At 69.6% G+C, this 23,713-nt stretch carries 25 protein-coding genes and 2 pseudogenes; 14 read left to right on the top strand and 13 right to left on the bottom strand.

The annotated features are described in order from the left end of the window. Positions 1–26: 26 nt before the first annotated feature. Positions 27–395, bottom strand: a complete 369-nt coding sequence (locus RLT59_RS22120; protein ID WP_399125868.1) for a GNAT family N-acetyltransferase — start codon at positions 393–395, stop codon at positions 27–29. 604 nt (positions 396–999) lie between these two features. Beyond that, positions 1,000–1,263, bottom strand: a complete 264-nt coding sequence (locus RLT59_RS22115) for a hypothetical protein (protein WP_311305002.1) — start codon at positions 1,261–1,263, stop codon at positions 1,000–1,002. A gap of 581 nt (positions 1,264–1,844) precedes the next feature. Between RLT59_RS22115 and RLT59_RS22110 the strand changes: the two genes are divergently transcribed. From RLT59_RS22110 to RLT59_RS22095, 4 genes are all read left to right on the top strand, one after another. Beyond that, a complete protein-coding gene (locus RLT59_RS22110; protein ID WP_311305001.1) occupies positions 1,845–3,101 on the top strand; it encodes an SDR family NAD(P)-dependent oxidoreductase in 1,257 nt (418 codons plus the stop codon). Between the two features lies 1 nt (position 3,102). After that, positions 3,103–3,993, top strand: a complete 891-nt coding sequence (locus RLT59_RS22105) for a formylglycine-generating enzyme family protein (protein ID WP_311305000.1) — start codon at positions 3,103–3,105, stop codon at positions 3,991–3,993. 47 nt (positions 3,994–4,040) lie between these two features. Beyond that, a complete protein-coding gene (gene galE, locus RLT59_RS22100; RefSeq protein WP_311304999.1) occupies positions 4,041–5,039 on the top strand; it encodes a UDP-glucose 4-epimerase GalE in 999 nt (332 codons plus the stop codon). Positions 5,040–5,171: 132 nt separating this feature from the next. After that, positions 5,172–5,576, top strand: a complete 405-nt coding sequence (locus RLT59_RS22095; protein WP_311304998.1) for a PLD nuclease N-terminal domain-containing protein — start codon at positions 5,172–5,174, stop codon at positions 5,574–5,576. Between the two features lie 12 nt (positions 5,577–5,588). Here RLT59_RS22095 and RLT59_RS22090 read toward each other — a convergent pair whose 3' ends face one another. Then, entirely contained in the window at positions 5,589–6,056 is a 468-nt protein-coding gene (locus tag RLT59_RS22090) for a MarR family winged helix-turn-helix transcriptional regulator (protein ID WP_311304997.1), read from the bottom strand. 136 nt (positions 6,057–6,192) lie between these two features. Here RLT59_RS22090 and RLT59_RS22085 point away from each other — a divergent pair. Further along, positions 6,193–6,885 (top strand): annotated as a pseudogene (locus tag RLT59_RS22085) (type 1 glutamine amidotransferase domain-containing protein); the annotation flags it as partial. Beyond that, positions 6,871–8,196 carry an aldehyde dehydrogenase family protein gene (locus tag RLT59_RS22080; RefSeq protein ID WP_311307813.1) on the top strand — a complete coding sequence of 442 codons (1,326 nt, stop codon included), beginning with the start codon at positions 6,871–6,873 and terminating at the stop codon, positions 8,194–8,196. The pseudogene RLT59_RS22085 and the gene RLT59_RS22080, both read left to right, overlap by 15 nt. Before the next feature lie 68 nt (positions 8,197–8,264). Here the strand turns inward: RLT59_RS22080 and ccsB are convergent, their stop codons facing one another. From ccsB to hemL, 7 genes are all read right to left on the bottom strand, one after another. Further along, positions 8,265–9,347: a c-type cytochrome biogenesis protein CcsB gene (gene ccsB, locus RLT59_RS22075; protein WP_311304996.1), complete on the bottom strand. Its 1,083-nt coding sequence runs from the start codon at positions 9,345–9,347 to the stop codon at positions 8,265–8,267. Next, complete coding sequence (locus RLT59_RS22070; protein WP_311304995.1) at positions 9,344–11,125, bottom strand: cytochrome c biogenesis protein ResB; 1,782 nt, start codon at positions 11,123–11,125, stop codon at positions 9,344–9,346. Before RLT59_RS22070 ends, ccsB begins: the two co-directional genes overlap by 4 nt. 7 nt (positions 11,126–11,132) lie before the next feature. Then, positions 11,133–11,855, bottom strand: coding sequence for a cytochrome c biogenesis CcdA family protein (locus RLT59_RS22065; protein ID WP_311304994.1), 723 nt, complete (start codon positions 11,853–11,855; stop codon positions 11,133–11,135). 43 nt (positions 11,856–11,898) lie between these two features. Then, complete coding sequence (locus tag RLT59_RS22060; protein WP_311304993.1) at positions 11,899–12,507, bottom strand: TlpA family protein disulfide reductase; 609 nt, start codon at positions 12,505–12,507, stop codon at positions 11,899–11,901. A gap of 67 nt (positions 12,508–12,574) precedes the next feature. After that, positions 12,575–13,828, bottom strand: a complete 1,254-nt coding sequence (locus RLT59_RS22055; RefSeq protein ID WP_311304992.1) for a polysaccharide deacetylase family protein — start codon at positions 13,826–13,828, stop codon at positions 12,575–12,577. A 293-nt stretch (positions 13,829–14,121) separates the two neighbouring features. After that, positions 14,122–14,847, bottom strand: a complete 726-nt coding sequence (locus tag RLT59_RS22050) for a histidine phosphatase family protein (protein WP_311304991.1) — start codon at positions 14,845–14,847, stop codon at positions 14,122–14,124. After that, positions 14,844–16,160, bottom strand: a complete 1,317-nt coding sequence (gene hemL / locus RLT59_RS22045; protein ID WP_311304990.1) for a glutamate-1-semialdehyde 2,1-aminomutase — start codon at positions 16,158–16,160, stop codon at positions 14,844–14,846. The genes RLT59_RS22050 and hemL overlap by 4 nt, the downstream gene beginning before the upstream one ends. 130 nt (positions 16,161–16,290) lie before the next feature. Here hemL and RLT59_RS22040 point away from each other — a divergent pair, with 130 nt between their 5' ends. From RLT59_RS22040 to RLT59_RS22030, 3 genes are all read left to right on the top strand, one after another. Next, a complete protein-coding gene (locus RLT59_RS22040; protein WP_311304989.1) occupies positions 16,291–16,884 on the top strand; it encodes a hypothetical protein in 594 nt (197 codons plus the stop codon). A gap of 176 nt (positions 16,885–17,060) precedes the next feature. Further along, positions 17,061–17,669, top strand: coding sequence for a hypothetical protein (locus RLT59_RS22035; protein ID WP_311304988.1), 609 nt, complete (start codon positions 17,061–17,063; stop codon positions 17,667–17,669). Between the two features lie 473 nt (positions 17,670–18,142). Next, entirely contained in the window at positions 18,143–18,460 is a 318-nt protein-coding gene (locus RLT59_RS22030) for a hypothetical protein (protein ID WP_311304987.1), read from the top strand. Here the strand turns inward: RLT59_RS22030 and RLT59_RS22025 are convergent. Beyond that, positions 18,393–19,033 (bottom strand): annotated as a pseudogene (locus tag RLT59_RS22025) (TIGR03086 family metal-binding protein). The gene RLT59_RS22030 and the pseudogene RLT59_RS22025 sit on opposite strands and share 68 nt — an antisense overlap. Before the next feature lie 53 nt (positions 19,034–19,086). On the opposite strand from RLT59_RS22025, the gene RLT59_RS22020 reads away from it, so the two are divergent. From RLT59_RS22020 to RLT59_RS22005, 4 genes are all read left to right on the top strand, one after another. Next, positions 19,087–19,800, top strand: coding sequence for a DUF6597 domain-containing transcriptional factor (locus tag RLT59_RS22020; protein WP_311304986.1), 714 nt, complete (start codon positions 19,087–19,089; stop codon positions 19,798–19,800). Positions 19,801–19,829: 29 nt separating this feature from the next. Continuing rightward, a complete protein-coding gene (locus RLT59_RS22015) occupies positions 19,830–20,360 on the top strand; it encodes a GNAT family N-acetyltransferase (protein WP_311304985.1) in 531 nt (176 codons plus the stop codon). A gap of 171 nt (positions 20,361–20,531) precedes the next feature. Next, on the top strand, positions 20,532–21,371 hold the full coding sequence (locus RLT59_RS22010) for an NAD(P)H-binding protein (RefSeq protein ID WP_311304984.1): 840 nt from the start codon (positions 20,532–20,534) through the stop codon (positions 21,369–21,371). A 57-nt stretch (positions 21,372–21,428) separates the two neighbouring features. Beyond that, positions 21,429–22,154, top strand: a complete 726-nt coding sequence (locus RLT59_RS22005) for a Mut7-C RNAse domain-containing protein (RefSeq protein ID WP_311304983.1) — start codon at positions 21,429–21,431, stop codon at positions 22,152–22,154. 22 nt (positions 22,155–22,176) lie between these two features. Here the strand turns inward: RLT59_RS22005 and RLT59_RS22000 are convergent, their stop codons facing one another. Together RLT59_RS22000 and RLT59_RS21995 are read right to left on the bottom strand one after the other, a co-directional pair. Next, a complete protein-coding gene (locus tag RLT59_RS22000; protein ID WP_311304982.1) occupies positions 22,177–22,671 on the bottom strand; it encodes a MarR family winged helix-turn-helix transcriptional regulator in 495 nt (164 codons plus the stop codon). A gap of 47 nt (positions 22,672–22,718) precedes the next feature. Beyond that, the gene (locus RLT59_RS21995) at positions 22,719–23,189 is read right to left on the bottom strand and encodes a hypothetical protein (protein WP_311304981.1); all 471 of its coding nucleotides are present in this window, start codon (positions 23,187–23,189) and stop codon (positions 22,719–22,721) included. Between the two features lie 161 nt (positions 23,190–23,350). On the opposite strand from RLT59_RS21995, the gene RLT59_RS21990 reads away from it, so the two are divergent. Then, the gene (locus RLT59_RS21990) at positions 23,351–23,686 is read left to right on the top strand and encodes a YnfA family protein (protein WP_311304980.1); all 336 of its coding nucleotides are present in this window, start codon (positions 23,351–23,353) and stop codon (positions 23,684–23,686) included. Positions 23,687–23,713: the final 27 nt, after the last annotated feature.

Here is a 23,713-nt window from a genome sequence, read left to right as displayed (position 1 = left end):
GGACCGGCCGCGGGTCGGGGAGGCCGTTAAGAAAGGCTCTTCACCATGACCGCATACAGCGGAGAGTCGGCGAACGGTCGCTGCTCACCCGCCTTCATGTAGCCCCACGTCTCGTACAGCCCCTGGACCTTCGGGTGGCTCACATCGACCAGGAGCACAGCCAAGTCTTCGTCCCGCTCTTTCAGGAGTGCCCCGTGCAGCAGATCCGAGACGCCCTGCTTCCGCCACTTCGGACGGACCATGACCTCCGATACTGCGTAAGTCGAGGCTGCATCGCGGTCAGGCACAAACTTGGTGGAACGCCACCACTCGCGACCGGGATGGAGCGGAGCGCCGTAGGCGAAGCCGGTCGGCTCGTCTCCGTCGAAGCCGACGACGCGGGTGAAGCCATCCATCCGAGACCAGTGGTCGACGAACCAGGGGAACCGCTGATTGAACTCGTCGTGGTGGACGGCGCAAGCCGGAACAGGTCCCGGTGGAAGTCTCCGATGAGCGTGCGCATCCGTCCAGGCAGTGGAGCGCCATCCATGATGGCGAATACCGAGGCTGCGGTGGTCGTGGCCTGCTCGGCCTCCCCCTGCTGTAGCTGCGCGAGCGCGAGCTGGCAGGTAGCCAGCGCGCGGTTGCGCTGAAACCCTGCCGGGATCTTGGCCAGGGCACGGTGCGCCATCGCCTCGGCGTGTGCAGACTCTCCGTTGCTATTGAGGATCACCGCCGCAAGGTGATTGAGTTCGGCCGCTCCGTAGAAGGCCGTCCATCGCGGACGTTCTTCCGCCGTGACCTTGCGAAAACCGTCCTGCGCTGATCGGAGGGCCCTGTGGGCAGCCGCCGAATCACCCAGTGACGAATGGGCCAGGGCAAGCCTCACCCGCCCCATGGAGCCGAAGAACGGGTCCCTGCGTGCTGCTGCGGAGGCATGGGCAGCCTGCGCGGCAGCCAGCTCCTCCGGCCAGTTCTTCTTCTGGTAAGCGAGCATCGCCATCAGAATCCACACATGCATTACAGCAGGCGGGTCCTGGACAGACCGGCGAGTGTCGAAGACTCGTGCACGTATCGCTGGGCGGCATCCAGTTCACGCAGGTCGATGCAGGACCATGCCGCGACGCTGGTGTACTCGGCTGCGAGTGCGTACAGAGCGCGGCGCACCCGCTCGCCGGCGTTCCGCTGCTGGAGGTCCGGAATCGCGGCACGACCTTCGAGAGCTGCGGTCGCCAGCGATAGATGCCCGCCTTGCCGATCGTCAGCCTCAACAAGTGCGTTCATTCCGGCAGATGCGCGAGCTACATCCGACATGCCAACTGATCTGCGTTGTTTCGAGATCGGAACAGCGGTGGCTGCCGTGCCTGTGGTTGAGACAATAAAGTCGCGACGGCGCACGAGACCCTCCGAGGGATGGTGCATGGAGCTGGGTGCGCTGAACCCTAATTCCGCCACAGAACAGCCGAACACGCGTTCAAGAGCGGCGCACGTGCGACTGATTGGGCGGCTGCTTGACCCGTTAAGCAGGTTGCGGACCGTACGCGAGGACATTCCTCCCGGTCGGCCGGTGATTTCGTGAAGCGCCCTGTTGAGTCGTTCAGCCAACTCGTCTTGGTTGGGACCCAGTTGATTGGTCCGCTCCTGGAGGACGAGGTTCGCTCCCATGAGCTGAATGTAGCGCCACCCCCACCTCACCGCTCAGGCCTGGGTCATACGAAAGCAAAGTCTTCCGGTTGATGACCACGCACTTCCCCCGGACCTTCCTGTCCCCTCTTCGCACCGTCCCGTTGACTGGATATCAGTGGCGGAGAGCTCGCCACGCCCCCGGCCGGCGCCAGCCGTCTCACGCCGGAGGGAATGAACTCGTGACCACGGAGGAATGCGTGTCTGAACACATTCTCGTTACCGGAGGAGCCGGGTTCATCGGCACTCACTTATGTGCTGCGCTACTGGAACGCGGGGCCCACGTCACAGCTGTGGACAGTCTGACGGCCGGCCTCCTACCAGCCCTGGCCAGGCTCCGGCAGCACAAGCGGTTCAGTTTGATCGAGCACGACATCACTGTCCCGCTCGACTGGGAGAGCCAAGTGTCTGCGGTGGTACACCTCGCCAGCCCGATCGGACCGGCTCACGTACGTGATCACCCGGTGCGCACGCTGATGGCTGGCTCGGTCGGGACCGTGAACGCCCTGGAGATCGCACGCCGACACCGGGCTCGGATCGTGGTGATGTCCTCCGCAGAGGTCTACGGAGATCCGCCGGTACAGCCACAGGCCGAGACATACTCGGGAAACGTCGATCCCACCGGGCCGATGTCCGGGTATCAGGAAGCCAAGCGGTTCCTGGAAGCGATGACTATGGCATACCGCCGCGAGTACGACGTGAACACCGGGATCATCCGCCCCTTCAACGTCTACGGCCCTGGGATGCTGGCTTCGGACCGGCGTGTCGTCGCGGCCTTCGTCGCGGCCGCTCTGGCCGGGCAAGAACTCGTTGTGAACGGTCCTCATGCGGTCCGGAGCCTCTGCTACGTCGACGACTTCGTGAAGGGCCTGATCGCCATGATGGAGTCGGACGCAGCAGGCCCGATCAACCTTGGCGCACCCGAGGGTACGGCTATCGGCTACTTGGCCGAGCTCGTGGTCTCCACCGTCGGGACCGGCACCGTCCGTGTCGGCCAAAGCCCGGAGACGGGGGGCGCTGCGCGCTGCCCCGGCATCGGACTCGCCCGGGGAACGCTCAATTGGGAGCCCAGTACACCGCTTGACGACGGTATCCGGGCCACAGCCGACAGCATGCGCGCGATGCTGGAGAGCCGGGCGGCCGTTGCCTTCGACGTCCCGTCCGCGTGGATGGCTCTGATCCCCGATGGCTTCGGGCTGGAGTGCCGGGCCGACTCGGTCCGAACCGCACTGAAGTGGCTGACCGATGGCTGCCCAGCGCTCGCCCCTCGCATCTTGTCGCCTGCGGGGGAGCTGGTCCCGTGGACGAACGTATACCTCGCACGGGACAACATTCGCCACCTGGACGGACTGGACACGGTGCTCACCGGAGACGTCATCCTCACCGCTCTGCCCGCTCTGCCCGCTCTGCCCGCTCTGCCCGCTCTGGCCGGAGGCTGACATGCCCGACACCACCGCACTGGCCACGTCCGGAATGATCAGCATCCCTGGCGGAACCGCGTTCATCGGCTCGCCGGAGAGCCACCTAGACGACCTTGTACGTCAACAGCACTATCGCCGGTCGTGGTTCGAGGATGAGTCACCCCAGCACTCGGTCACAATCCCGGCCTTTCGCCTGGACCGCTACCCCGTCACGAACGCGGAATTCGCCCGATTCACCAACGCCACCGGGTATCGCACGGCCGCCGAGTGCCGGGGAGCCGGCGCGGTCTACGGAAGTCACGACTGGGAGGTGCTGCCGGGCGCCGACTGGCGCCACCCAGGCGGGCCGGACGACAACGCCCACAACCGGTCCGATCACCCAGTTGTGCATGTCGACCGCTCCGACGCCACCGCCTACGCCGAGTGGGCAGGCAAACGGCTCCTGACCGAAGCCGAGTGGGAGTACGCCGCCCATGGCCACACCTGGCGCACATGGCCCTGGGGAACGTCCTGGGACTCCTCAAGGGCCCTGTGCGCCGACCCCCAGGACATGGACTCGGTCAACGGTCTCACCCAGTGGAGAAGCTGGTGGAACGACCACTTCACCAGACACGGCACAAGACCCGGTACCGCAGCGGTAGGTACACGTTCTCCAGGCGGAGACTCCCCGTTCGGGGTGTGTGACATGGCCGGCAACGTCTCGCAATGGACATCCAGCACCTACAGGCTCTACGGCAGCACCCGCGCGTACGACGCGATATATCACGCAGCCGCCGAACGGTACATCTCCGTCAGGGGCGGAGGCTGGATGCACCTTCGCTACCAGGTGCGCACGACCGAACGATTCGCCGCCGCGCCCGACTATTCCAACCACGCCCTCGGGTTCCGCTGCGCACTCGACAGCCCCTGAAATCGAGGCGACCGAACCCCCGCTGCCTCAGCCCCTAAGCTCGGCGCATGAAGGTACTCATCACCGGCGGCGCCGGGTACATCGGTAGCACCATCGCCTCCGCTTGCCTGGACTCCGGCATCGAACCGGTCATCCTCGACAACCTGTCCACCGGACGACGGGAGTTCACCTCTGGCAGGATCTTCTACGAGGGAGACATCGCCGACGGATCGCTCATCGACCGCGTGTTTTCCGAGCACCCCGACATTCACGCGGTTGTCCACTGCGCGGCACTGATCGTCGTACCGGACTCGGTGAGCGACCCCGTCGGCTACTACCGGAACAACGTCACAGCCGGTCTCGACCTCGTCGGGCATCTGCTGCGCAACCGGTGCGAACGCATGATCTTCAGCTCGTCGGCATCGATCTACCGGACCGGTGAGGACTTCACCGTGGACGAGGACTCCGCCCACGCCCCGCAAAGCCCGTACGCCCGAACCAAAACGGTCTGCGAAGGCATGTTCTCCGACATCGCGGCGACCCAGCCCATCCGCATCCTGTCCCTGCGCTACTTCAACCCGATCGGCGCGGATCCCAAGATGCGGACCGGTCTGCAACTGCGTCAGCCGAGCCACGCCCTCGGCAAGTTGATCTCAGCCCATGAAGCGGGAGTGCCCTTCGAGATCACCGGGACGCAGTGGCCCACCCGGGACGGGTCAGGAATCCGCGACTACGTCCACGTCTGGGACCTCGCCGCCGCTCACGTGGCCGCGCTCCAGCGCTTCGACACCATCCTGGACAGCGGCGAGTCCTCGACAGCCATCAATCTGGGCACGGGAACCGGCACAACCGTGCGCGAACTCGTCGAAGCGTTCAACACGATCGTCGACACCCCGGTCCGTACGAAGGACAGCGCCGCACGTCCCGGTGATGTCGCGGGGGCGTACACGCGCAGCGACCGCGCCGAACGGCTCCTCGACTGGCGCCCGCAGTACACGACCGAGGAAGGCATTCGCGATTCCCTGCACTGGGCTGCCCTGCGCGACGAACGCCTCTCCTCTCTCTGACGAGACCAGCCACCGCCCTCGCAGCCAGTTCCCACCTGCTCGCCGTGGGGCATAATTGACACCGGTTACCCTGGGCCCGTCACCGGGGCGGGGCTTTGCCCCGCCAACTCTCCTCGGGGGGAAACTTCCACCATGCTCCGGGCCCTGATCTATCTCCTGCCGCTGGCGCTGACGATCTTCGCGTTCATCGACTGCCTGAACACCCCGGAGGACGAGGCCAAGCACCTGCCGAAGATCGCCTGGGTCTTCATCATCCTGCTGTTCTGGATCGTCGGCCCGATCGTGTGGCTGGCCGCGGGCAAGGTGCGCGAGGTGCCGGCCGATGGCCGTACGCCCTCCGAGTGGCACCGCAACGGGCGTTCCCGGTGGGTGGCGCCGGATGACAATCCCGACTTCCTGAAGTCGCTGCGGGAAGAGAACAAGCAGGACGAGGCCGTCCTCAAGGACTGGGAGGCGGACCTGCGCCGCCGCGAGGACGAGCTCAAGCGGCGGGAGAGCGGGGCGGGTCCGGAGGAGTCGGCGCCGCCCGCTCCGTAACGCGTTCCGCGGTCATCGGGCGTACAGCAGCTGTCCCAGCCGGTTGAGCAGGGGCAGCAGTGCTGTGCGCTCCTCCGGCGTGAGCGCTTCGAGCGCGCCGTGCACGGCGCGCATCTCGGCGCGGATGGTGTGGGCGAGCCGGGTGCCCTCCGGGGTGCGGCTCGCGACCTTGGAGCGCCGGTCGCCGGGGGCGGGGGCGCGGACGACCAGGCCCCGGGTCTCCATGCGGCCGATGAGGCCGGTGGCGTTGGACGCGTCGCAGACGAGATGAGCCGCCAGGGCGCTCATCGGCATGGGCTCGTTGAGCGCGATCAGGGCGCGGGCCTGCGAGGTGGACAGTCCGTGGCGGGCGGCGACGGCGGTGAGGTCGTCGTGGTGGCCGCGCACGACGAGGGCCAGCGGCTCCAGGAGGTCTTCCGGGGTGGGGGCGGCCCGATCGTCCGGAGCAGTGTCGGCGCGGGGCGTCGGTTCGGTGGTCATGGTCGGCCATTCTTCGATCGGCATCCGCCGACATTTATTTGACATGCTCAATATTTGGCAGTTACATGAAACGGATTGCTTGAGCATATCAAGTTCTGAGCCAGACCCGCTCGCCAGCTCTGCAGGGAGTACCCCCATGCCCTCCGTACTGTTCGTTCTCACCGGCGCCGACCACTGGACCCTCAACGACGGCACCACCCACCCCACCGGGTTCTGGGCCGAGGAGCTGGCCGCACCGCACCGGGTCTTCACCGAGGCCGGATACGCCGTCACCCTCACCACCCCCGGAGGCGTCACCCCCACCGTCGACGCGGGCAGCCTGACCGCCGCCGCCAACGGCGGGCAGCAGCAGGCCGACGCCGTCGCCGCGTACCTCGACGCGATCGGCCCCGAGCTGCGCTCCCCGGCCCGGCTGGAGGACGTCCGCCCCGACCGGTACGACGCGGTCTTCTACCCCGGCGGCCACGGGCCCATGGAGGACCTGGCCGTGAGCGAGCTCTCCGGGCGGCTGCTGACCGCCGCGCTCGACGCCGGTGCCCGCCTCGGCGTGCTCTGCCACGCGCCGGCCGCACTCCTCGCCGCCCGCCGCGAGGACGGCTCCTGGCCCTTCGCCGGATACCGCATGACCGGGTTCAGCAACGCCGAGGAGTCCATCGGCGGGCTCGCCGACAAGGCGCCCTGGCTGCTGGAGGACCGGCTCGTCCAGCTGGGCGCCGACTACACCGCGGCCGCCGCCTTCGCCCCGCACACCGTCACCGACCGCACCCTGCACACCGGCCAGAACCCCGCCTCCTCCGAGCGGCTCGCCCGGGAGATCGTCGCCGCGCTCGCCCCCGCCGAGACCCCGGCCGAGACCGTCGACCGCCTCCGCACCACCTTCCGTACCGGCCACACCAAGAGCCTCGACTGGCGCACCGGCCAGCTCCGGCAGCTGCGCGCTCTGCTCACCGAACGCGGTGACGAACTGGCCGACGCGCTCCACGCCGACCTCGGCAAGAGCCGCAAGGAGGCCTACCGCACCGAGATCGACTTCACGGTCCGCGAGATCGACCACACCCTGGAGCACCTGGCCGAGTGGCTGCGGCCCGAGCCCGCCCCCGTACCGGCCCGGCTGGGCGGGGCCACCGCCCGTACCGTGCAGGACCCACTCGGCGTCGTCCTGGTCATCGCGCCCTGGAACTACCCGGTGCAGCTGCTGCTCGCCCCGGTCGTCGGCGCGCTGGCCGCCGGAAACACCGTGGTGGCCAAGCCGAGCGAACTGGCGCCCGCGACCTCCGCCGCCGTGGCCCGGCTGCTGCCGCGCTATCTGGACGAGGACGCCGTCGCCGTCGTGGAGGGCGCCGTCCCCGAGACCACCGCGCTGCTCAGCGAGCACTTCGACCACATCTTCTACACCGGCAACGGCACGGTGGGCCGGATCGTGATGACCGCGGCGGCGAAGAACCTCACCCCGGTGACCCTCGAACTGGGCGGCAAGTCGCCGGTCTTCGTCGACCGGGACACGGACCTGAAAGCCGTCGCGGGACGGCTGGCGGCCGGCAAGTTCCTGAACGCGGGCCAGACCTGCGTCGCCCCCGACTACGTACTGACAGACCCGGAGACCGCCCCCGCCCTCGCGGACGCGCTCGCCGCCGCCGTCGAGGGGCTCTACGGGGCGGACGCCTCGACGCACCCGGAGTACGGCCGGATCGTGAACCGGCGCCACTTCGACCGGCTGACCGGGCTCCTCGGCTCGGGCCGCACCGTGACCGGCGGCACCTACGACCGGGACGCCAAGTACATCGCCCCGACCGTGCTGGCCGATGTGGCACCGGACGCGCCCGTGATGCGGGAGGAGATCTTCGGGCCGGTCCTGCCGATCGTCACGGTGGACGGCCTCGACGAGGCCATCGCGTTCATCAACGACCGGGACGAGCCGCTGGCGCTGTACGCGTTCACCGAATCGGACACCGTACGCGAACGGCTGGTCGCGGAGACGTCCTCCGGCGCCGTCGGCATCGGGCTGCCGCTGGCCCATCTGACCGTCTCCGACCTGCCGTTCGGCGGGGTCGGTGAGAGCGGCATGGGCAGCTACCACGGCCGCTACTCGCTGGAGACGTTCAGCCACCGCAAGGCGGTCCTGGACACTCCGATGCCCTGAGGAGCGAAAAGGCGACGGCCCGCACCCCCAGCGGAAAGGGGTGCGGGCCGTCGCCGTGTGCCCGGCGGTCAGACTCCGGCGTAGGAGTGCTTGCCGGTCACGAAGATGTTCACGCCGTAGTAGTTGAAGATCCAGCAGCCGAAGGCGATCAGCGCCAGGTAGGCGGCCTTGCGGCCCTTCCAGCCGGCGGTGGCGCGGGCGTGCAGGTAGCAGGCGTACGCGACCCAGGTGATGAAGGACCAGACCTCCTTGGGGTCCCAGCCCCAGTAGCGGCCCCAGGCGTCGCCCGCCCAGATCGCGCCCGCGATGATCGTGAACGTCCACAGCGGGAAGACGGCCGCGTTGATCCGGTACGAGAACTTGTCGAGGCTCGACGCGGCGGGCAGCCGGGAGAGCACGGACTCCGCGAACGCGCCCGGCTTGCCGCCGTTGGCGAGCTTGCTCTCGTAGCTGTCGCGGAAGAGGTACATCAGGGTGCCGGCCCCGCCGATGAAGAACACCGCACCGCAGATGATCGCGGTGGAGACGTGGATCCACAGCCAGTACGAGTGCAGCGCGGGCACCAGCTGGTCGCTGGAGGTGTACAGCAGGGTCGTCGCGATGCCGAGGTCCAGCAGCACGGCCGTGACCAGCAGCAGCCCCATCCAGCGGACGTTCTTCTTCAGCGCGAGCAGCACCAGGTACGCGGCCACCACCACCACGGAGAACGTGATGGAGAACTCGTACATGTTGCCCCAGGGGGCACGCTGCACGGACATCGCGCGGGCGACGACCCCGCCGGCCTGGACGAGGAACGCCAGCACGGTCAGGGAGACCGCGATCCGCCCGTACAGGTCGCCCTTGAACGTGCCGCCGGCCGCGCCGGGCCCGTCCGGGACGTCGCGGGAGCCGGCTGCGGAACGGGTGACGATCTTCGGCCGGTCCAGCACGGCGGTACCGCCGGACTTCTGCGCGACCTCGACCTTCACCGTCGCGGCTGCGGCCTCCTGCGCGGTCAGCGCGGCTGCGGTGCGGCCGACCTTGCTGCGGCTGCCGAACACCCACTCCGCGATGTGCGCGAAGAAGGCCAGCGTGTAGACAGCCATCGACGAATAGATCAGCACATTGCTGGTGTGTGCCAGATTCTCGTTGGTTGCGGCGGCGAGATTCACTTCTCAGCCCCTTCGGAAGGTTCTGCGGAGGACGCGGCGACGACGTCGGGGTCCGGATCGGTGTCGGGGTCGTTGTCGGGGCCGGGCGCCATCGGCGCCGCGGCGTTGAGCGTGACCGCGAGATCGGCCAGCTCCTCCGGAAGCTTCGCGGACTCGCTGCGGCCGAGCCCCGCCATCTCGACGACGGTCACGCCGTCGGCGCCGCGCACCGCACGGATCCAGATCCGGCGCCGCTGGATGAACAGCGAGCCGGCCAGACCGGCGATCGCGCCGATGGCCCCGACGAGCGCCCAGCCGCTGGCGGGCTGCTCCGAGATCTGGAAGCTGGCCCACTCCTGGATGCCCTCGAACTTGATCGAGCCGGCCCCGTCGGGCAGCTTCATCGTCTCGCCGACCAGCAGGCGCTGCTTGAGCTGCTTGCCCTTGGAGTCCTTGAACTCCTTCATCTTCGACGTGTTCAGCTGGTACACGTTCTGCGCGATGCCGGAGTTCACGCCGATGGAGCCGTGGTAGCCGTTGAGCGCGAGGACGGGCATGTCGGCGGCCGGGAACTGCGAGAACATCGTGCCCTTGCCGTTGCCGGCGAAGGTCGGCACGAAGAAGGCCTGGAAGCCCAGCTGATCAGTCTTGCCGTCCTTGTCCCGGTAACCGTCCAGGACCTTGATCGCGCCGCTCGACGTGACGTTGTTGTCGAGGGGCAGCAGCGGCACGGCGGCCTTGTAGACCTGCTTGCCCCGGCCGTCCCTGACGGAGACGACGGGCGCGTAGCCGTGGGCGTTGAGATAGACCTTCGTACCATCGACGACAAGGGGATCGTTGACCTTGATCACGGTCTTCTTCGGCTTGCCGTAGGCGCCGTCGGCGTACGTCACGTGCGCCTCGTACGTCCGGGGGGTGCCGATCTGCGGGCCGCTGCGCTCGTACGTGCCGATGAACTTGTCGAGGGTGAAGCTGAAGGGGGCCAGCGAGTCCTGGTCGAAGAGGGAGCCGGACTTGAAGTCGTCGTACTGGGTGATCGTGTTGGAGAACCCGTCGCCCTCGACGATCAGCTTGGCGCCCTCCGACTTGAAGAGCTGCCCCCAGGCGAAGCCCATCAGCATCACGATCAGCGCGATGTGGAACATCAGGTTCCCGGCCTCGCGCAGATAGCCCTTCTCGGCGGCGACCGCGTCCCCGTCGACATGCGCCCGGTAGCGGCGCTTGCGCATCATGACCCGCGCGGCCTCGCGGACGTCCTCGGGCGCGGCCTCGGTGCGCCAGGTGGTGTACGCGGGCAGCCGGGTCAGCCGCTTCGGCGCGCCCGGGGCGCGGCTGCGCAGCTGGCCGATGAAGGTGCCGGTGCGCGGCACGATGCAGCCGATGAGCGAGACGAACAGCAGGATGTAGATCGCGGAGAACCACACCGAGCTGTAGACGTCGAAGAACTGGAGCTTCTCGTAGATCGGCGAGACGGTGGTGTGGAGGCCCTTGAAGGTCTGCACCTTGAGTTCGTCGACGCTGTTCTGCGGGATCAGCGAGCCGGGGATGGCGCCGAGCGACAGCAGGAAGAGCAGGATCAGGGCGACCCGCATGGAGGTCAGCTGCCGCCAGAACCAGCGGATCCAGCCGATGATCCCCATGGCGGGAAGGTTCGCCAGGGCCTCCTCGCGCGGGGCGGTGGAGAGCTGGGAGCCGGCGGCGCCGAGCTCCCGGGCGATCTCGCGGTCCTGCTCCGCGCGCACCTCCCGCTCGTCGGGGCGCTCGCGCTCCTGGGACGGGTTGGACTTGGTGTTGCTCATTCGGTACTCAGATCCCCACCTGGAAGCCGGCGGACCAGCCCTGCAGTTCCTGCATCATGTTGCCCCACGCTCCGGTCAGCAGGAGGAGCCCGGTCACGATCATCATCCCGCCGCCGATGCGCATCACCCAGACGTAGTGGCGCTTGACCCAGCCGAACGCGCCGAGTGCCTTGCGGAAGGCGACGGCGGCGAGCACGAACGGGATGCCGAGGCCGAGGCAGTAGGCGACGGTCAGTATCGCCCCGCGCCCGGCGGTGCCCTCGTTCATCGCGAGGATGCTCACCGAGCTCAGTGTCGGGCCGAGGCAGGGCGTCCAGCCGATCCCGAAGAGCGCGCCGAGCAGCGGGGCGCCCGCCAGGCCGGTCACCGGCTTCTTGTGGATGCGGAACTCGCGCTGGGTCATCCACGGCATCAGGCCCATGAAGAAGACCCCCATGAGGATCATCAGGACGCCGAGGACCTTGGTGAGCGGGCCGCTGTTCGCCTGGAGCGTGTCGCCGAAGAAGCCGAAGAGCGCGCCGCCGGAGACGAACACGGCGGTGAACCCGGCCACGAAGAGCGAGGCGCCCGCGACCATCCGCCCCCGTCTGGCCTCGGCCAGATCGGCGCCGCTGACCCCGGTGACGTAACTGAGGTAACCGGGGACGAGCGGCAGGACGCACGGGGAGAAGAAGGAGACGAGCCCGCCGATCAGGGCGATGGGCAGGGAGACCAGAAGGGCTCCGCTCATGACCGTCTCGTTATGTGTGGCGGCGGCGAGGGCGGTCACCTGATCACTTCTCCGCGATCAGCGGGTCGAGCATCTTGCGCAGCTGGGTGTCGTCGAGCGGGCCCACGTACCGGGCGGCCAGCTTGCCGTCCCGGTCGATGATGACGGTCGACGGGATGGACTGGAGCTTGAACGTGCCCCTGGGGAACCGCAGCAGGAGCTTGCCGGTCGGGTCGTAGAAGCTCGGGTAGGTGACGCCGAAGTCCTTCTCGAAGCTGACCGCCTGGGCCGGTTCCGGGTCGCGGGTGTTGATCCCGACGAACTGGACGCCCTGCTCCTCGGTGGCCTTGGCCACCTTGGTGAAGTACTTCGCTTCGAGCCGGCAGGGGGCACACCACGAGCCCCAGGCGTTGAGGACGACGATCTTGCCCTTGTAGTCCGCGAGGTCGAGCTGCTTGCCGTCCAGGCTCTTGCCGTCGAGCTTCGGGGCGTCGGCGCGCTCGCCCTTGGCCGCGGTGGAGATTCCGCTGTTGCCCGTGACGAAGTTGGTGTCGCCACCGCCACTGGTCTTGTTGCCGGAATCGCACGCGCTCAGCGTCAGTGCGAGCGCGGCGGCCACCGCGGGGGCGGCGAGCAGGGTGAAGCGGCGTCGGGGTGCGCGGCCATGGCTCATGTGAAAAGTTTCGCATGGCGGTTTCGGGGATCTTGGGCACCCCCCTCGGTGCCCGTAAAGCCCGTTGTCAGGCTTGTTTAAAGAAGGTGTTCCAGCCGCCCTCGGGTGCCTGTCCGACCTCAAGCGTGCGGAGCTTCGCGAGCACCGCCGGGTCCTGGACATCGAGCCAGTCGACGAACTGCCGGAATGAGACGAGGCGCACATCCGGCTTCCCCGCGATGTGCTTGAGGGTCTCCTCCACGGCGTCCATGTAGATGCCGCCGTTCCACTCCTCGAAGTGGTTCCCGATGTAGAACGGGGCGCGGTTCGTCTCGTACGCGCGCTTGAAACCGTTGAGATACGACTGGGTGGCCTGTTCGCGCCAGCCCGGATACCGGGACGGCACTCCCTTGGTCGAATTCTGCGACTGGTTGGCCAGGATGTTGTAGTCCATCGAGAGGACCTCGAAGGTGTGGCCGGGGAACGGCATGCCCTGGAGCGGCAGGTCCCAGACGTCCATGCGCTTCTTGGGCCAGACCTGGGTGCCGCCCGGCGAACTGGCGTCGTAGCGCCAGCCGAGCTTCTTCGCCGTCGGAAGCAGATTCTCCTGTCCGAGCAGACAGGGGGCGCGGCCGCCGATGAGTTCCTTGCGGTAGTCGAAGGGCAGTGGATCCTCGTCGGTCCAGCCGGTGTTGGTGCGCCATTCGGTGACGAAGGAGATCGCCTGGTCGATTTCGCTCTGCCACTGGGAGGAGGACCAGTTCTCGACGGATCCGGAGCCGCTGCAGAAATGCCCGTTGAAATGGGTGCCGATCTCGTGGCCGTCGTACCAGGCCTGGCGGACGTTCGTCAGCGTCGCCTTGAGGTGTTCGTCGGTGAGATATCCGATGTCGGAGGCGCCGACGGGGTTGTTGGGCGGGCGGTAGAGCGATTTCTTCGATTCGGGCAGCAGATAGAGCCCGGAGAGGAAGAAGGTCATCGCCGCGTCGTGTTCCTTGGCGAGTTTCAGAAAGCGCGGGAAGAGCCCGTTGCCGACCTCGCCGGCACCGTCCCAGGAGAAGATCACGAACTGCGGCGGCTTCTGGCCCGGTTCGAGCGGGACCGGCGCGGCCGGCTGGTGCGGCTGCTTTCCGGTGTCGGCGGTGGAACCGTCCCCGATGGACCTCACGTCCTTCTTCGCGGGCCCGGTCCCCTTGGCGGTCCCGTCGGCACCCTTCTCGCCCTTGCCCGGCCCCGCCCGGCCGGTGTCGGGGGAGTCGGACGAACTGCAGCCCGCCACCCCGATGGCGGCCGCGGCCCCAAGCCCGGCTCCGAGCAGACCCCTTCGGCTGATGTCACGCATGCGGTTCCCATCTGCGGTCGTTTTGCCTTAAGTCCATACAAACTGCCGAAGGCTTAGATGGGCGAAGCAACACGGGGGTTCCTCGAAGTAGCACACAATTCTTTACGGATCCAGACCCCGACCATGGTCGAACATAAGATCGACCCTGAAGATATGCCAAAAAGGGCATACCGAAACCCCGGACGAGAGAACTTCATCCGGTTGGCTTACTCCTGGTCAGCGATCACCGCCGGGTCCGCCCCGGGCCCGCCCATCGGCCGACCCGGGCCGGAGTCCTCCGGCCCGGAGGCCGGCTAGGCGCCGAACCCCTTGGACGCCCCCTTCACCGGCTTCGCGCCCGCGAGGAGGTGCGCGGGTACGAGATCCCGCGCCGGCTCCGAGTACCCGACCGACACGATCTTGTCGCCCTGGTAGGTGAAGCTGGTCAGCGAGGCGAGCGTGCACTGCCGCTTGCGCGGGTCGTGCCAGAGCCGCCGCCGCTCCACGAAGCTCCGCACGATCCAGATCGGCAGCTGGTGGCTGACGCACACCGCCTCGTGCCCGCGGGCCGCGTCACGCGCCGCGTCCAGGGCGCCCATCATCCGGACGACCTGCTCGATGTACGGCTCACCCCACGACGGCCGGAACGGGTTCGTCAGGTGCTTCCAGTTGTCCGGCTTGCGCAGCGCCCCGTCACCGACGCCGAAGGTCTTGCCCTCGAAGACGTTGGCGGCCTCGATGAGCCGCCCGTCGGTGGCGAGGTCCAGTCCGTGGGCCTTGGCGATCGGGGTTGCCGTCTCCTGGGCGCGCTCCAGCGGGGAGCCGACGACATGGGTGATGTCGCGCTTCTCCAGGTGCTCGGCGACCCGGTCGGCCATCTCCCGGCCGAGCTCGGAGAGGTGGTAGCCGGGGCGGCGTCCGTACAGCACGCCGTCCGGGTTGTGCACCTCTCCGTGGCGCATCAGATGGACGACGGTGATGTCCTTGCGTCCGGTGTCGCCGCTCTTCTCGCTGCTGTTCTCGCTGCCGTTCTCGCTCATGCGGTGGCCTCCGATGCGGCGCGGGCCGCGGCGGGCAGCGCGGCGGCGATCCGCTCGACGGCCCGGGTGTCGTGGGCGGTGGAGACGAACCAGGACTCGAACGCCGACGGCGGCAGATAGACGCCCTGCGCCAGCATCGAGTGGAAGAACGGGGTGAAGCGGAACGCTTCCTGCCGCTTGGCGTCCTCGTAGTCGCGGACCGGCCGGTCCGTGAAGAAGACGGAGAACATGTTGCCCGCCACCTGCACGGTGTGCGCGACGCCCTCCTTCGCGAGGGCCTCGCTCACCAGCCCCCGGATCTCCGCGGAGACCGCGTCGACCTTCGCGTAGGCGGCGTCGTCCAGCAGTCGCAGCTGGGCGAGCCCGGCGGCGGTCGCGACCGGGTTACCGGAGAGGGTGCCCGCCTGGTAGACCGGGCCGGCCGGGGCCAGGTGCGCCATCACGTCGGCGCGCCCGCCGAAGGCCGCGGCCGGGAAGCCGCCGCCCATCACCTTGCCGAAGGTCATCAGGTCGGGCCGCACCCCGTCGATGCCGAACCAGCCGGCCTTCGATGTACGGAAACCGGTCATGACCTCGTCGGAGATGTACAGCGCGCCGTCGGCCGCGCAGATCTGCTTGAGCCCGGCGTTGAAACCGTCCAGCGGCGGTACGACGCCCATGTTGCCCGGCGACGCCTCGGTGATCACACAGGCGATCTCGCCGGGGTGCGCGGCGAACGCGGCCCGCACGGCCTCCAGGTCGTTGTACGGCACCACGATCGTGTCGCCGGCCTGGGCGCCGGTGACCCCCGGCGTGTCCGGCAGCCCGAAGGTCGCGACCCCGGACCCGGCGGCGGCGAGCAGCGCGTCGACGTGCCCGTGGTAGCAGCCGGCGAACTTCACGATCTTGGCCCGGCCGGTGAAACCGCGGGCGAGGCGGATCGCGGACATGGTCGCCTCCGTGCCGGACGACACGAGCCGCACCTGCTCCACCGGTTCGACCCGGGCTACGATCTCCTCCGCGAGCGCGACCTCGCCCTCACCGGGCGTACCGAACGAGGTGCCGCGGGCGACAGCCTCCTGGACTGCGGCGATGACCTCCGGGTGGGAATGACCGAGAATCATCGGCCCCCACGAGCACACGAGGTCGACGTACTCACGGCCGTCGGCATCGGTGAGATACGGGCCGGTGCCGGACACCATGAAGCGGGGTGTACCGCCCACGGCCCGGAAGGCACGTACCGGAGAGTTCACGCCGCCGGGCGTCACGAGGGACGCGCGGTCGAAAAGCGTCTGCGAAACTGGGGCGTCATAGGGAAAGCTCACACATGCCATGGTGTCAGAGCCACGGACGGTATTCGCGGACAGGTGTTTCACCGCACGCCCGTGGGGGAGGTCACTGACACGATGATCGGGTTGCGCGGCGGGGGCTGTGTTTCCTAGTTAGTAGTCGGGTGGATGAGATATGCATCGCGGTGGCGGAGTGGGCGAAGGGACCGACGACCTGGGGCCCGAGCCTGCCCGGCGGGGTCGGCACCGGCGCGAGGCTGAGCGCAGACAGGGCATACAGGCCGGTGGTGCGCAGGTGGGAGACGGAGCCGGAAGCAGGAGTAGTGGCCGGGTGGGGGTGACCTACAAGTACTTCGGGGCCCCCGACGGCGCGACTGCCGCACGCGTGCCCATTTCCATGCGCCCGGAGGAGCTCGGCGGCGATGAGCTGGGCATGGGCGGCATGTTCAGCAAGATCAAGCCGGAGACGGTGGCCGCGATGGTCCTGACCGGCATACAGGGCATACCCCTGCACAAGGTCCCGCCGCTGGAGCTGGTCGTCCTGCACCCCGACTACGCGGTGGTCAGGCTCCCGATGACGGTCGTGGACCCGCTGCGCGGAGTCGGTGAGGAGTCGGTGGGTGCCGCTGCCTTCATCTGGTCCACGGTCCCGGACCGCGGCGGCCCGCGCGACGCGTACAACGTCTACCAACTGCTGCACGAGTGGCAGGATTTCTCGCACCGGCTGCATGACGCGGGGCATCAGGCGTACTGCCTGGTGTGGCCCTGATCCAAGGTCTGCCGGTGTGGCCCTGGCCCGACGTCTGAGGGGGACGGGCAGGAGTCCGGGCGGGCGGCACCTCCGGGGTCGTCGCTTCACTCCACGGAGTGGAGTCGGCCGCCCGCGAGGGGGACTTCGGCCTCGCCATGCTCCGCTCCCGTCGCGGGCCGCCCGACGATGGGCGCATGTCACTGACCCCTATTCGTTCGCTGGCCGGCCGCGTCGTTCCCGCGCTGCTGCTCGCCCAGGCCGTCTTCCTCCCGCTCCAGCCCGCTTCCGCCGCCGAACACGTGGCACACCCGTGCGGCTCGTCCGCCGGCTGCGGTTCGGTCGTCGTCGCGCCGGTCTCCCAGGCCGCGCCCGACGACGGTGACTGCACCAGCCCGGAGCCGGTCGTCTGCCTGATCCGGCGGGAGACCCCGGAGCAGCGCGAGGTCGCCCGCGACCAGCGGATGCACTACCACCAGCTCCTTGAGGACATGGAGCGCGAGGAGTGCGCCATGCGCGCCGAGGGGCGCTCGGAGGAGGACATCGCCCGCACGCTGGTGCGGATGCGCAACGACGCCAAGGACATCGTTCGCGCCGGGATGACCCCGGAGCAGGTCGCGGAGCTGGAGGCGCGCAACGAGAAGAAGTACGGCAACCCGCTCGGCCCGACGGTGGACCAGCTCTACCTGAAGTACGGGTCCTGGGAGCAGGTCGTCGAAGCCGCCACGCGTTCGAGCGCGGCCGTGGACCACGAGCTCGGCCTGGAATTCCGCCACTGCTCCTGCGAGGTCCTCCTGGCGGCGTGAACCGCCCGCAACCCGCCACCCCGCCACCCGCCCGCGACGGTCCGCCGGACCAATCCGGCGGGCCGCCCGTGCCGAACCATTCACGTGGGCCGGCCGCACTCCCGCGACGGCACGTCACCACGACAGTCACTCCCGGCGGGCCCGGCCCGCACAGCAGGTGAGCACCATGACACCGACCCGGCAGCTCCTCGGCCCGGATCTTCTCCCGCTCTTCGCGACCCCGGATCTGCCGGGCGCGCGGACCCCGGTCATCCAGGGGCACTGGTGCCGGGGAGCCGCAGAGACCACAGAGACCACGGAAACAAGGCGTGCGGGTGCGACCGCTGAACACCTGCCCGCCGAACGCGCGCCCACCTGCACGGCGGGCGCCCGCCGGCCAGCCATATCCGGCCATTCATTGGCCGAAGAATGATCTTCAGCTGACCTGCCGGACCTGCCGATGCAGGAGGCACAGAAACTGAGGGAGGCCTGCCATGGGCGACATTCTGCCGGCCCTGTCCATCCCCGTGCTGGTCTTCGCCTCCGGCATCTACGCCGCAGGTGAGAGCTGGTGGCGGCGTCGGCATCCGGCGCCGCCGTCCCCGTACACCCACCAGGCGGCGCGGCTGGCCGAGCGCGCGATGCTGGTGGACGCCGAGAGGATCGTGGACGGCGCGTACGGACGCGTCGGGGCGCTCTACGACGGGCCGAGTGCGCCGGGCGCACATATTTCGGCCACGGATGTCACCCCCGGGCCGGCCGCCAGTCCGGGTCCCGGCCGGTCAGCGCCGGCACCCGCGCGAAGGGGCTAGGGCCTGTCTTCAAACTGCCGTTCTTCAAACTGCCGTCGTTGCCCGAAGGGCGGCCGGGCGGCGTCAGGTGCGTGCTATCGGCGTGCCGGCCCCAGACCCCTGTACTGGCACCTTCGCCTCCCTGGCCTTCGGCGCCATCGCGGCCATCGCCGGGGCCAGCTCGTCCACCACTTCCGCGTCCGGTACGAATTCCTGGCCGGTCGCGCGGGCCAGGTCCCAGGCGTGGACGGTCAGGTCACCGAGCACCATGTGGCCGACGGTCCGCGCCGGGAACCCCATGGCACCCGTGGTCCCGTCCTCCGCGCCGGGCCGCGCCCACGCCTCGACCAGCGCGGCCGTCCGCTCCCCGAACCGGTTGCGCCAGTCGCCGGTGACCGCGTCCGGCGTCTCACCGAACTCCGCCTCCTCCCGGGCCGCCAGGGCCGTGAAGTTGACGACCACCTGGCTGAGGTGGCTGATCAGGGCGTGGACGTCGTACTGCGCGCAGGGGGTGGGATCGCCCAGCCGGCTGTCGTCGATCCCCCGGACCACGGGCAGCGCGCCGGCCGCCCAGGTCTTGAAGAAACACGACAGCCGGGCACGACAACCGGGACACAGGACCCGCCCCGGCCATAGAATCGGCCGTCATGGCTGGCTCCACAGGTCCCCGGCGCGACACCCGCGGCATCGTCGACGCCCCCGAACTGTTCACGCACGTGACGTTCCGGCGCCGCGAACCCGCGCCCGCGCTGCGCCCGTACCTGGAGCACTACTGGCTGATCGACTGGGATCTGCCGGAGCCCTACCTCTCCCACCTGGTCCCGCACCCCAGCGTCAACCTGGTCTTCGAGCGGTACCCGGGCCGCGGTGACGACGAGGCCGGCTTCGCGGAGGTCTCCGGCATCGGCCTGGAGCTGTTCACGCAGAAGCTGGAGGGGCGGCGCCGGGTCTGCGGGGTGCAGTTCCGGCCCGGCGGCTTCCACCCGTTCGCACCGGACCGGCCGGTGTCCGAGTGGACGGGGCGACGGGTCCCGGCGCCCGAGGTGTTCACGCCGCCCGCCGCACCGGCCTCGGTCCTGGACCCCGCCGGGGAGGACGAGCGGATCGCCGCGCTCGACGCATACCTGCTGGCGCTCGGCCCCGCACCGGACCCGCAGGCCGACCGGGCGATGGCCCTGGCCGAGCTGGTGCGCACCGACCGCACGGTCCGCCGGGTCGGCGGACTCGCCCGCGCCGAATCGGAGCCGGAGGTGGACTGGGCGGCGCTCGCGGCGGATCTCGGCTACAGCGACCAGGCGCACCTGGTCAGGGACTTCACCGCGACGGTGGACGTGCCGCCGACGGCGCTCAGCGCCCACTGACTGTCAGTGCCGCGTCCTACAGTTTCGGCATGGAGCGCACCGAAGCACCATCCGTACGGATCGAGCCCTGGTCGGACAGCGATCTGGAGCTGCTCCGCCGTGCCAACGCCCCGGAGCTGATGGATCATCTGGGCGGCCCCGAGTCCGAGGAGCAGCTCGTCGGCCGCCACGCCCGCTACGTGGCCCTGAGCGCGGACCGCACCGGCCGGGGCCGGATGTTCCGCATCGCGCTGACCGGCGAGGACGAGGCGGTGGGCACCATCGGCTTCTGGGAGCGCAGCTGGCGGGGCCAGGAGGTGTACGAGACGGGGTGGGCCGTTCTCGCGGGGTTCCAGGGGCGCGGCATCGCCTCGGCCGCGACGGCGGCGGTGGCCGGGCAGGCGCGCGCCGAGCACAAGCACCGCTATCTGCACGCCTACCCGTCCGTGGCCAACGGCGCGTCGAACGGGGTGTGCCGCAAAGCGGGGTTCACCCTGCTCGGTGAGTGCGAGATCGAGTACCCGCCCGGCCATCCGCTGCTGACGAACGACTGGCGACTGGACCTCCACCCTGACCGCTGACCGGGTCCGATCGCCGGACCGCTGACCGGGCCCGACGGCCGGATCCGGTCAGCGGTCAGGGTGGACTCCGGCGAATTCGTTTGACGATCGGAGCGGGCTCCTGGATATTTATCTGCGTTGCGCAGCTTATGCGTAACGCATTCAATGAACCCCCGAGGAGACTCACCCGTCATGCTCGCGCTCGTCACCGGCAGCCGCGGCCGCATCGGCTCCGCGCTCGCCGCACTCCTGCACGACCGCGGCCACCCCGTCCGCGCCGTCTCCCGCAACCCCGCCGCGCTCGCCCTGCCGGCCGGCGTCCCGGCCGCGGCCTGCGACCTCGGCGACCCCGGGACCTTCCCGGCCGCGCTGGACGGCGTCGACTCCGTGTTCCTGTACGCGGAGCCGTCCCACATCGACGACTTCCTCACCGCCGCACGGGCCGCCGGGGTCGGGCACATCGTGCTGCTCTCCTCCAGTTCGGTACTGGCCCCGGACCCGGCCGCCAACCCCGTCGCCGCCTCCCACCACGCGGTCGAGGAGGCCCTGACCGCCTCGCCCCTCCGCTCGACGCTCCTGCGCCCCGGCGACTTCGCGAGCAACGCCTACCAGTGGGCGGGCGCCTTCCGCAGCGGACGCCCCGTCGACCTGCCCTACCCCCTCAGCCAGACCAGCCCGATCGACGAGACCTCCATCGCGGAGGCGGCCCTCGCCGTACTCACCGACACCCGGCTCCAGGGCGCCTCGTATCACCTGACCGGCCCCGAATCCCTCACCGCGACCGAGCAGGTCGAGCTGCTGGCCGCGGCCTCCGGCAGCGCCACGACCGTCAACGCCGTGAGCCGGGAGGCCTGGAAGGAGTCCGTCTCCCCCTTCCTGCCCGCGGAGTTCGCCGAGGGGCTGCTCAGCCACTGGGCCGCCACCGACGGTTCACCGGCCGAGGTCACCCGCGACACGGAGAGGCTCATCGGGCGCCCGGCGCGCACGTTCGCCTCCTGGGCCGCCGAGCACGCCGCCGCCTTCCGCCCGTAAGCCCGCGCCGCCCGAATTCCCTGGCAGGCGCACCCGGACCGATGACATCCTGACCAGGTGAACGGACCGGAGATCCACCTCGAAGTCGCCCCCGAACTCAGGCTCTTCGTGGCGCACCACCGACGCGGGGCACGGACGGCCGTGACCACCGACGGCTCGTCCACCCTCGGCCATGTCGTCGAATCGCTCGGGGTCCCGCTCACCGAGGCCGGACAACTCCTGGTGGACGGCCGCCCCGTCCCGTTCTCGCACATCCCCGCCGCGGGCGAGGTGGTCGACGTCCACGCCGTACAGCGCCCGCAGCAGGTGCCCGGCGCGCCCCTGCGCTTCCTCCTCGACGTCCACCTCGGCACCCTCGCGCGGCGGCTGCGGCTGCTCGGCGTCGACGCCGCCTACGAGTACGAGGACATCGGCGACCCCGCCCTGGCCACCCGCTCCGCGCGGGAGCGGCGGGTCCTGCTCTCCAGGGACCGGAGGCTGCTCCACCGGCGGGAGATCTGGGCGGGGGCGTACGTCTACAGCGACCGGCCGGAGGAACAGCTGCGGGACGTACTGGGGCGGTTCGCGCCCGAGCTCGACCCGTGGAGCCGGTGCACCGCGTGCAACGGACGGCTGGCGGCGGCCGACAAGGACAGCGTGGGCACCCGGCTGGAGAGCGGCACGCAACGCTCGTACGACGTCTTCGCGCAGTGCACGGAGTGCGAGCGGGTGTACTGGCGCGGCGCCCACCACGCCCGGCTGGAGGCGATCGTCACCGAGGCGGTCCGCGACTTCGGCGGCTGAGCCCGGCACGGCACCCCCGGCCTCACGTCGACCCGCCGCCGCCGTCCCGCAACCCCGCGACCTGGGCCGCGCTCAGCTCCACCGTCCGCCGCATATGGGCGATGAGCAGCGCGACCTCGTCGTCGCCGTAACTCTCGAACATGGCCGCCCAGCCGCCGTTCAGCTGTTCCCAGACCGCCCCGAACTCCGCCATCCGGTCCGGCACCGTCGCGACGAGGACCCGCCGCCGGTCCACCGTGTCCCGTGCGCGGGTGACGTAGCCGGCCCGCTCCAGCCGGTCGACCAGCCGGGTCGCGGAGCCCGTGGTGAGCCCGGTCAGCTCCGCGATCCGCCCCGTGGTGACGGGAGCCGCCTCCAGGCTGAGCAGGTTGAGGCACTGGAGGTCGGTCGGGTGGAGCCGCAGCCGGTCCGCGACGGCCTGGTTGAACAGGGCGTACGCGGCCATGTAGCGGCGCGACACGACGGACAGCTCACCGAGCATCGCGGCACGGCGGGGCGGAACGGACTTCTGCGGCATACAGAGAGTGTACGAAGCAGAGAGTGCACGAGCCACGGATATCGGCCTCAGAAGACGTACTCGTCGCCGGTCGCCGGGGCCAGCACCTCGTGCTCGCTGTTCTGCGCGTTCCGGTCCGTCGCCCCGCCGTTCCACACGGTGTCGATCCGGACGGCCACCTCCGCCGGCCGCCCCTGGAGCTGGAGTTCGAGGGCGAGCTGCCGCTGCCGCGAGCCGTCCGCGGGCAGCGGGCCCGTGCGGCACAGCACGGTCTGCGCGTCGGCCTGGAGGCACTGCACGGGCAGCACCTGGCGGCCGGAGAGCGCCACGGACACCCGCAGCCGGACGGTGGTGCCCGTGAGGTCGGAGGGCCCGCTGTTCTGGCTGGTCAGCCAGACTCCGAGCCCGGTGCCCCACAGCGAGACGTGCCCGTGGTGCGACACATCCGCCTCGGGCGCGATGCTCCGCGCGCCCGGCGCAACCGTCGGCGAGGCGGCCGCGGCCGTCCCGACCGCACCCAGCGCCAGAGCCGATGCCATGGCCGCCGCAGCGGACACCCTCAACAGGGCCTTGCACGTCACTACCATGTCCTGAAGATACAGATCTGCACGAAATATCCATATATTACGACCGGTTCGGCGCGTCTTCGCGCCCCGCCCCCTCCCGCACTCCGCCGCCCCGCTCATGACACGCTGATCACATGTCCGTGGTCCGCTCCATCGCCCTGTTCGTCGTCGCCGCGCTCTTCGAGATCGGCGGCGCCTGGCTGGTCTGGCAGGGCGTCCGGGAACACCGCGGCTGGGCCTGGATCGGTGCGGGGATCGTCGCGCTGGCCACGTACGGCTTCGTCGCCACGCTCCAGCCGGACGGCGAGTTCGGGCGCGTGCTCGCGGCGTACGGCGGGGTCTTCGTCGCGGGCTCGATCGTCTGGGGCATGGTCGCGGACGGCTACCGGCCCGACCGCTGGGACATCACGGGCGCACTGGTCTGCCTGGCCGGCATGGCCGTGATCATGTACGCCCCCCGCAACCACTGACGGCGCCCTTGCCTATCCTGGCCCCGT

Origin of the sequence: Streptomyces sp. ITFR-6, assembly GCF_031844725.1 — a bacterium.
Lineage (GTDB): Bacteria > Actinomycetota > Actinomycetes > Streptomycetales > Streptomycetaceae > Streptomyces.
This window is presented reverse-complemented; position numbering and strand designations above follow the sequence as displayed.

Bases quoted from the DNA above. Each gene is read 5' to 3' on its own strand.
- RLT59_RS22000 (WP_311304982.1), bottom strand. From the start codon at position 22,671: ATGCCGCAGAAGTCCGTTCCGCCCCGCCGTGCCGCGATGCTCGGTGAG.
- RLT59_RS22055 (WP_311304992.1), bottom strand. From the start codon at position 13,828: ATGCGTGACATCAGCCGAAGGGGTCTGCTCGGAGCCGGGCTTGGGGCC.
- RLT59_RS22105 (WP_311305000.1), top strand. From the start codon at position 3,103: ATGCCCGACACCACCGCACTGGCCACGTCCGGAATGATCAGCATCCCT.
- RLT59_RS22065 (WP_311304994.1), bottom strand. From the start codon at position 11,855: ATGAGCGGAGCCCTTCTGGTCTCCCTGCCCATCGCCCTGATCGGCGGG.
- RLT59_RS22070 (WP_311304995.1), bottom strand. From the start codon at position 11,125: ATGAGCAACACCAAGTCCAACCCGTCCCAGGAGCGCGAGCGCCCCGAC.
- RLT59_RS22115 (WP_311305002.1), bottom strand. From the start codon at position 1,263: ATGAACGCACTTGTTGAGGCTGACGATCGGCAAGGCGGGCATCTATCG.
- RLT59_RS21990 (WP_311304980.1), top strand. From the start codon at position 23,351: ATGTCCGTGGTCCGCTCCATCGCCCTGTTCGTCGTCGCCGCGCTCTTC.
- hemL (WP_311304990.1), bottom strand. From the start codon at position 16,160: ATGGCATGTGTGAGCTTTCCCTATGACGCCCCAGTTTCGCAGACGCTT.
- RLT59_RS22020 (WP_311304986.1), top strand. From the start codon at position 19,087: ATGGCTGGCTCCACAGGTCCCCGGCGCGACACCCGCGGCATCGTCGAC.
- RLT59_RS22035 (WP_311304988.1), top strand. From the start codon at position 17,061: ATGTCACTGACCCCTATTCGTTCGCTGGCCGGCCGCGTCGTTCCCGCG.
- RLT59_RS22090 (WP_311304997.1), bottom strand. From the start codon at position 6,056: ATGACCACCGAACCGACGCCCCGCGCCGACACTGCTCCGGACGATCGG.
- RLT59_RS22010 (WP_311304984.1), top strand. From the start codon at position 20,532: ATGCTCGCGCTCGTCACCGGCAGCCGCGGCCGCATCGGCTCCGCGCTC.
- RLT59_RS22060 (WP_311304993.1), bottom strand. From the start codon at position 12,507: ATGAGCCATGGCCGCGCACCCCGACGCCGCTTCACCCTGCTCGCCGCC.
- RLT59_RS22015 (WP_311304985.1), top strand. From the start codon at position 19,830: ATGGAGCGCACCGAAGCACCATCCGTACGGATCGAGCCCTGGTCGGAC.
- RLT59_RS22095 (WP_311304998.1), top strand. From the start codon at position 5,172: ATGCTCCGGGCCCTGATCTATCTCCTGCCGCTGGCGCTGACGATCTTC.
- RLT59_RS22030 (WP_311304987.1), top strand. From the start codon at position 18,143: ATGGGCGACATTCTGCCGGCCCTGTCCATCCCCGTGCTGGTCTTCGCC.
- RLT59_RS22050 (WP_311304991.1), bottom strand. From the start codon at position 14,847: ATGAGCGAGAACGGCAGCGAGAACAGCAGCGAGAAGAGCGGCGACACC.
- RLT59_RS22040 (WP_311304989.1), top strand. From the start codon at position 16,291: ATGCATCGCGGTGGCGGAGTGGGCGAAGGGACCGACGACCTGGGGCCC.
- RLT59_RS22120 (WP_399125868.1), bottom strand. From the start codon at position 395: ATGGATGGCTTCACCCGCGTCGTCGGCTTCGACGGAGACGAGCCGACC.
- galE (WP_311304999.1), top strand. From the start codon at position 4,041: ATGAAGGTACTCATCACCGGCGGCGCCGGGTACATCGGTAGCACCATC.
- RLT59_RS21995 (WP_311304981.1), bottom strand. From the start codon at position 23,189: ATGGCATCGGCTCTGGCGCTGGGTGCGGTCGGGACGGCCGCGGCCGCC.